1 protein-coding gene is annotated in these 557 nt (G+C 70.7%); it reads left to right on the top strand.

Going from position 1 to position 557, the window contains the following annotated elements; translation table 11 throughout:
* The coding region (locus tag Cco03nite_RS42115; RefSeq protein ID WP_373314473.1) for a replication initiator at positions 1-557 on the top strand (557 nt) is incomplete at both ends.

Raw genomic sequence — 557 nt, 5'->3', positions numbered from 1 at the left:
TCCCGGCCGACGCCGAACGACTCGGCCTCCTGGAGCGCGCCGCCAAACCCGGCTTCGGCCGCTGGCTGGATGCCGCCGCCCGCGCCCGCGGCTGCACCCGCCCCGTCCGCCTGCGCGGTGAAGTCCTCACCGTGTCCGCGTCGACCGGCGCGGTGATCGAGCGATTCTCCACCGACACGCTCCCCGACAACGTGCTCTACAAGCCGTGCGGCACGCGCATCGCCACGCTGTGCCCGGCCTGCGCCACCACCTACCGCTACGACACCTACCAACTCATCAAGGCTGGCCTGGCGGGCGGCAAGGGTGTGCCCGACTCGGTCACGCTGCACCCGGCCGTGTTCGTCACCCTCACCGCGCCGTCCTTCGGCGTCGTGCACACCCGCGTCGTGCGCAACGACAAACCCCAGCCCTGCCACGTCCGCCGAGACCGACCCATCTGCGCCCACGGCAAGCCGCTGTCCTGCAACGCCGTACACGGCGACACTGATCACAGGCTCGGACAGCCGCTGTGCCTCGACTGCTACGACCACCAGCATCAGGTCGTCTGGAACCACCTC

Source organism: Catellatospora coxensis (assembly GCF_016862635.1).
GTDB lineage: Bacteria > Actinomycetota > Actinomycetes > Mycobacteriales > Micromonosporaceae > Catellatospora > Catellatospora coxensis.
The sequence above is the reverse complement of the archived record's forward strand: the minus strand, read 5'-3'. Positions and strand labels throughout refer to the sequence as shown.